Source organism: Mesotoga sp. HF07.pep.5.2.highcov (assembly GCF_003666285.1).
GTDB classification, from domain to species: Bacteria; Thermotogota; Thermotogae; order Petrotogales; family Kosmotogaceae; genus Mesotoga; species Mesotoga prima.
In genome coordinates, this window is sequence record NZ_JFHJ01000194.1 from 1 (window position 1) to 6,096 (window position 6,096).

At 47.7% G+C, this 6,096-nt stretch carries 3 protein-coding genes and 1 pseudogene; 1 reads left to right on the forward strand and 3 read right to left on the reverse strand.

The window, feature by feature from the left end; translation table 11 throughout:
* Positions 1–1,082 precede the first annotated feature (1,082 nt).
* Positions 1,083–1,645: pseudogene (locus tag BG32_RS16190) on the forward strand (GGDEF domain-containing protein).
* Between the two features lie 698 nt (positions 1,646–2,343).
* On the opposite strand, the gene BG32_RS04010 reads toward BG32_RS16190, so the two are convergent.
* The 3 genes from BG32_RS04010 to BG32_RS04020 form a co-directional block, all read right to left on the reverse strand.
* Positions 2,344–3,342, reverse strand: coding sequence for an ABC transporter ATP-binding protein (locus tag BG32_RS04010; protein WP_259459499.1), 999 nt, complete (start codon positions 3,340–3,342; stop codon positions 2,344–2,346).
* A gap of 23 nt (positions 3,343–3,365) precedes the next feature.
* Positions 3,366–5,579 (reverse strand): iron ABC transporter permease, encoded by a 2,214-nt coding sequence (locus tag BG32_RS04015; protein WP_121526433.1) that lies wholly within the window; start codon positions 5,577–5,579, stop codon positions 3,366–3,368.
* A gap of 75 nt (positions 5,580–5,654) precedes the next feature.
* On the reverse strand, positions 5,655–6,096 hold a 442-nt coding region (locus BG32_RS04020; RefSeq protein ID WP_121526435.1), incomplete at its 5' end, for an extracellular solute-binding protein.

Consider the following 6,096-nt stretch of genomic DNA (forward strand, 5'->3'; position numbering starts at 1 on the left):
CATAGTAGAAGCCCATCGTCCAAGAGCAAGGACGCGTCCTTCGAAGAGCAGTAGCAAGTTGAAAGCGCTGGAGTGAAGAAACGTAAAATGCCGTCATTCCGACAAAGCTCCTGGTCGGAATCTTGATGCTCTTGCTTCATCGCTCTAACCAAGAACGAAGAACTTGGACGCGGAGCGTCGGAACGAAGAACTGCTCTTCGCTCTGGAGCTAAGAACAGTTTTCTTCGGAGAACCACTCAACGGCGGTCCCGTTTCGCTTGCTCTTACCAACCCGCTACCCCCTACCCGCTACCCCGACCACGGCTTTCATTCTTCCCTTTGCCCTTTGTATTAATGACTGTGTCTTAGCAAGCGGCGCTTCCGTGGAATAAATGGTTATGGAGCTTCTTAACTGTGCCGAACTATCGGCATTGAAATCAGAAAATGATAGAATCTTCTTGCTTGATTCTGATGATAAGACTGAGGAGTCGGAATTGGTTCTAGACAGAAGGAATCTTCCAGTTGAAAATGGTTTAGAAGAGACCGCAATTGACAGATATCTTGGCATTAATTTGCGCAGGATCTTGTATATATCCCTTATAAGTATTCCAGTTCATGCGGTGTTTTTTCTAGTATTTTTCTTCGACAATGTAACCTCTGATGCTGAAACAGTCTGGCGAACGGGAATAATGACGGTTCACGGTATTCTGGCTTTTGCCCAGCTTGCAATAGCCTTTTTCTGGGTTAAGTTCAGGATTAACTCCAGGAGGGGTTTTCTCCGTGTACTCTTTCAATATGCGTTTATAGGCTTGATGTCCTCAATGCTAATTGCTCTGGCGACTATCGATCAGTTAGTTACCACAAATATCACACCGTTCATACTCTTGTGTATAGGTTTGGGGGCCGTATTTATTTTGCGCCCGATGTCGGCGGCTATTATTTTCGGGATCATCTCGGTCGCTTTCTGCGTTTCTATAGGTATCTTGCAGGATGATAGGGCCATAGTCCTTACAAACAGGATAAACGGCATTGGTTTTGCTTTGTTCGGAATGTCTCTTTCATTCATAATATGGAATATAAACAGGAAGAACATTGAGCAGGAAATGGAAATAGAGAGACAACAAGAAGAACTTGAGGAGAAGAACAGAGAGCTTCAGAGGCTTGCCTATCTAGATGCACTAACAGGTCTTTACAATCGAAGGAAATGGCTGGAGCTCGTCGAAGAAGAAGAAAAACTGATCTGTAGATATGAAAACTGGGCAAGCGTAATTCTCATGGATCTCGACAACTTTAAGGAAACTAACGATGAATTCGGCCACCCTACAGGCGATAGAATACTTCAGGAGATTGCGCAACTCTTGACGGCGAATCTTCGCGAGGTGGACAAAACATGTAGATGGGGCGGCGAGGAGTTCATGATCTTGCTCCCTCAGACTCATATCGCAAGGCCAAAACTGTAGCGGAGAAGATCAGATCTATAGTTGAGAATACTGAGTTTTCTGTAGATGGCTCCTTGATAAATCTTGAGGCCAGCTTCGGAGTTGCTTCTCTGAAGTGCGAAGATGACGCTTACAGAAAGGCATACGCCAGGGCAGACAAGGCGCTTTACGAAGCAAAGCGAAAAGGTCGCAACAGGGTCGAGACTGAAGAAAAACTGGAAGAATAGAATTCAGGGAAGTATCGGCTTTGAGAAACGTTGCAAGAAAAAAACCGCTGCTCGCTTAAAAGCAGAGAACCCGCTGGCCACTGCAAAGAGCCGTCCTTGGTCCATCGTCCAAGAGCAAGGACCCGTCCTTCGAAGAGAAGTTGCAAGTTGAAAGCGCTAAAGTGAAGAAACATCAAATGCCGTCATTCAGACAAAGCTCCTGGTCGGAATCTGGATGCTCTTGCTTCATCGCTCTAACCAAAAACGAAGAACTTGGACGCGGAGCGTCGGAACGAGGAACAAGCTTTTTCTTCGGCGAACGCAGAGCCATTCAGCGGTGATGCGGTTTCACTCTGGTCTTTCAAACGTGCAACCCGCTAACCTCGGCCACGGTTTTCAAAAACCCAGATCCCGAAACAAGTTCAGCATGAAGCAGTGTTAGATTCTCTGAACAATCTTGATCTTCCTACATCTATCCTCAAACCTCTGACCCCGGCCTTTTTTTCAACTCACAACTTGTATCTTGCAACTGATCCTTTGCTCTTACCAACCCGCAACCCCCTACCCCGAACCTCGCTTGCAACGCCTACCAATCAAGGGCTTCCACGATTCCAGCATCTGTTATTCATCGTTGTCTGGCAGAACTTTGGCCAGGTTAGGGATGATTCCGATTGAGACTTTTTCTCCTTCGGCATAGACCTTTTTTTCGGCGGGGTTGTCTATCTGCACCAGTATCTCTCCGTGGCCGGTTGTAACGAAGGACTCGAGGCTTCCGCCAGATAGATATTAGTTGTCACCTGTCCTTCTATCATGCCTTCTCCGGGATCGAGCAGCTTGAGGGATTCAGGCCTCGCCATTATTACGGCCGAATCTCCTGGAGACAACTCGGTAGAGTACTTTCCAACCTCTACGGTTTTGTCTTCGAACCTGACCTTGCATTTGCCGTTCATTTCGAGGACTTCGACTGGAAGGAAGGCGACTTTTCCAACGAATCCTGAAACGAATTTGGAGTTCGGGTCTTCGTAAATCTCGTTCGGCGAGCCGATCTGTCTAATAAACCCGTTCTTCATGACGATTATCCTGTCAGAGAGACTCATTGCCTCTACCCTGTCGTGGGTCACGTATATCGTTGTGATTCCCAGTGCCTTCTGGATGCGCTTTATTTCGACTCGCATCTGTTCTCTCAGCAGGGCGTCCAGATTTGAAAGAGGCTCGTCTAGAAGCAATACGGAAGGTTCCACGATTAAGCTTCTCGCAAGTGCGACTCGTTGCTGCTGGCCGCCGGACAGCTTTGAGGGAGCTCTCTGGGCAAGATTCTTCAAGCCGACGAGATCTAGTGTGCTCATTACCTTTTCCGTTATTTGTTTCGAGGGGAGTTTTCTTAGCTTGAGGCCGTACGCCACATTGTCGAAAACGTTCATGTGAGGGAAAAGCCCGTAACTCTGAAAGACAGTTGCTGTATCCCTTTTATTGGGCGGCAGATAGGTTATGTCTTCATTGCCGAGATAGATCTTTCCCTTCGTGGGAAGTTCGAATCCCCCGATCATTCTCAAGGTAGTGGTCTTTCCGCACCCCGATGGCCCGAGAAGGGTTACCAACTCTCCCGGTTCTATTTCGAAATTGGCATTGTTGACGGCAATAACATCTGCCTTCCCTTTTACGTCTTTGAAGACTTTGGTTACGTTTTCTATTCGAACTGAGACGGAAGTCTTTGACATCAAACCACCTCACAAACCTAGTGTCAGTTAAGAGTTACGTTCTTTTCCATGTATTCGTTCTTTCTAACAAGAACCCTCATCAGCCCGAATGCCCCAAATACGATGATTATTAGAACCGTAGAAAGAACGCTGGCAAGGCCGAACCTGATAGATTCGGAGAAGTTGTATATCAGGACTGTCATGTGATACCACTGTGCAGATATCAAGAATATGATTGCGCTAACGGCAGTCATTGACCGGACAAAGGTGTATGACATCCCGGAAATGAAGGCTGGACGAATCAGAGGCAAGACGATAGTCCTGAAGACCGTGGTCGAATCAGCGCCGAGATCCTGCGCGGCCTCTTCTATTGCCGGATCTATCTGCCGTAGAGTTGCTACGCCCCCCTCAACCCCAACTGGGAGCTCTCTGATTATGTAGTTGATCACGATTATCGCTCCAGTACCGACCAGGATTAAGGGCGGTTTGTTGAAGGCCAGGACATACGAAATACCTATAAGCGTCCCCGGTATAGCGAACGGGGCAAGAATAAGCCCTTCAAGCACCCTCTTTCCTGCAAACTTTTTTCTCACAATGACCAGAGCCGCCATCATCGCGATAATCCCTGCAATTGGTGTCGCTACCGCTGACAGTGTGAAAGTGTCTACTATTGCATCCCTTCCCCTCTGCAACGCTTCGGTAATGTTCTTAAGGGTAAAGGAGTAGTCTATACCCCAGTTGGCCACGAAACAGCCGGCCACAATCGTTCCGTAAAGTCCGAGGATAAAGACGATGAAGATAACAATAAACGTTATAAGACCGAATTTCACAGGCTTTGAAACCAGATCGCTCAGTCTTGAAGAGGGTTTTCCGGTTACAGTTACGTAGGACTTTCTACTCACCCAGAATCTCTGAATTAAGAAGGCCGTCAGCGTGGGCATGAGCAGGAGTATTGAAAGAGCTGCTCCGTGGCCAAGTCTGTTTCTTCCCGTAACTTCAATATATGCCTCGACTGAAAGAACCTTGTACGAGCCTGCGAGAAGCAGGGGATTTGCGAAGTCGGCCAGCGAGTTTGTAAAAACGAGCAGCCAGGAACTCAGAACCCCAGGAATCGCGAGAGGGAACGTAACCTTTGAGAATGTTTTCCACCGGCTTCCGTTGAGGTCGAGAGAGGCCTCCTCCAGAGTTGAGTCTATGGCCTGCAGGACGCCCGAAAGAGTCATGAATGCTATAGGGAACATGCCGATAGTCTGTACGGCCGTTAGGCCTCCAAGGCCGTAAATGGTGAAGTCCTTCAGCCCGAGTATCTGTTTGGTAATTAGGCCGTTACTACCGAAGAGAAGAATAAGCGATAGAGACAGTGAAAATGGAGGAGAGATTACAGGCAGAAGGCCCATAGTGCTGAGAAACTTCTTTCCCCTCGTGGCAGTCCTGTTTATCACAAAAGCAAATATGAATCCGATGATCGTCGAGAATGAGGCAGTAAGGATACCGAGCTTCACGCTTCCCCATAGCGCACTGAGGTATTGCTTTGACGAAAGAATCGTCACCCAGGTCTGCATGGAGAATTTTCCGTCTGCCAGAAAGGTCAACCTGATGGCTTCAAAGAGCGGATAAGCAACGAATATAGCTACCATAAGGAAGAGACCGAGGATAATGTACCCCATTACCGGGTCTCTGAAGAACTTAGAAATAAAGAATACGATTACGAAGATAGCAAAAGCGCCAAACATAAAGATGTTCAGTAGATTCGCGTAGTTCTCACTGGCCTCCGCAGACATTAGAAAAACCAGGAACCCGGTCATATTGTAACGCGTTTCATCTATTAGTGGTGCAAGCACCAGCGAAACATTCCTTTCCTCGAATGTGTAGTCGAGGGAGGAGTAATAGTTTTCCAGGTAATAGACGCTTTCAAGCCCCTTTTCGAAGTCCTCTGAACTGCTGATGGATTCGTAGAAGACTTTCAGCTGTTCGTTAGGCGCATAAACCTGCAGTTCATCCCAGCCGGGAACACCATTTATATATAATATCTCGGCTTCTGTGAACTCCTCGTTCACGGCCACTATCCAGTCCTTCACCGTTTCCACGTCTCTTGGTGCAGATTCCGCAATGACTGTGACAAGCTGCCTCTGGTTTTCTCTGACAACGTCAAAAAACGAGTTCTTCAGTGTATCAAAGATCCAGAATAGTGCAATGAAGACAGCGATACTTATGAACCCGAACGATAAGAGCTTTCTCCAGGAATACAATTTGATCACACCCCAAGAGTAACCTTGATTGTCGAAGGCAGAATGAAGAAGAGCAGGAGACTGGCTCCTGCTCTAATCAATTACTTATTCCGCAGCGCCGCCGATCTCTTTCGTCCAGCGGTCGAGCAGTCTTTCCTTGTTTTCAGCATCCCAGACATAATCCTGATGAACCGTCTTGATTTCGTCCATGCTGAATGAGAGCGGATGCTTTGGGGCGATCTTGGAAACCGGTATTACGTACCAGCTTGCGATGATTGCCTGTGCCTCTTCGGTGAGTATCCAGTCGTAAAGCTTCTTGGCATTTACGGGATCCGGGCCGCCCTTTATCAAAGACATAGATGCAATCTCGAAGCCCGTACCTTCCTCGGGAACGGTAATCGTGATATCTGCACCTTCGGCCTTAAGCTTTACCATGTCATGGGCATAACCGATTGCGAACGGGATCTCTCCAATCGCAACGCTCTTACCGCCCGCAGAGCCGGACCTTGTGTACATCTCGATGTTCTCGTCCAGCTTCTTCAGATAG

What these genes read in the sequence shown, in the direction of transcription:
- BG32_RS04010 (WP_259459499.1), bottom strand. Translation starts at nt 3,342, where the DNA reads ATGTCAAAGACTTCCGTCTCAGTTCGAATAGAAAACGTAACCAAAGTC.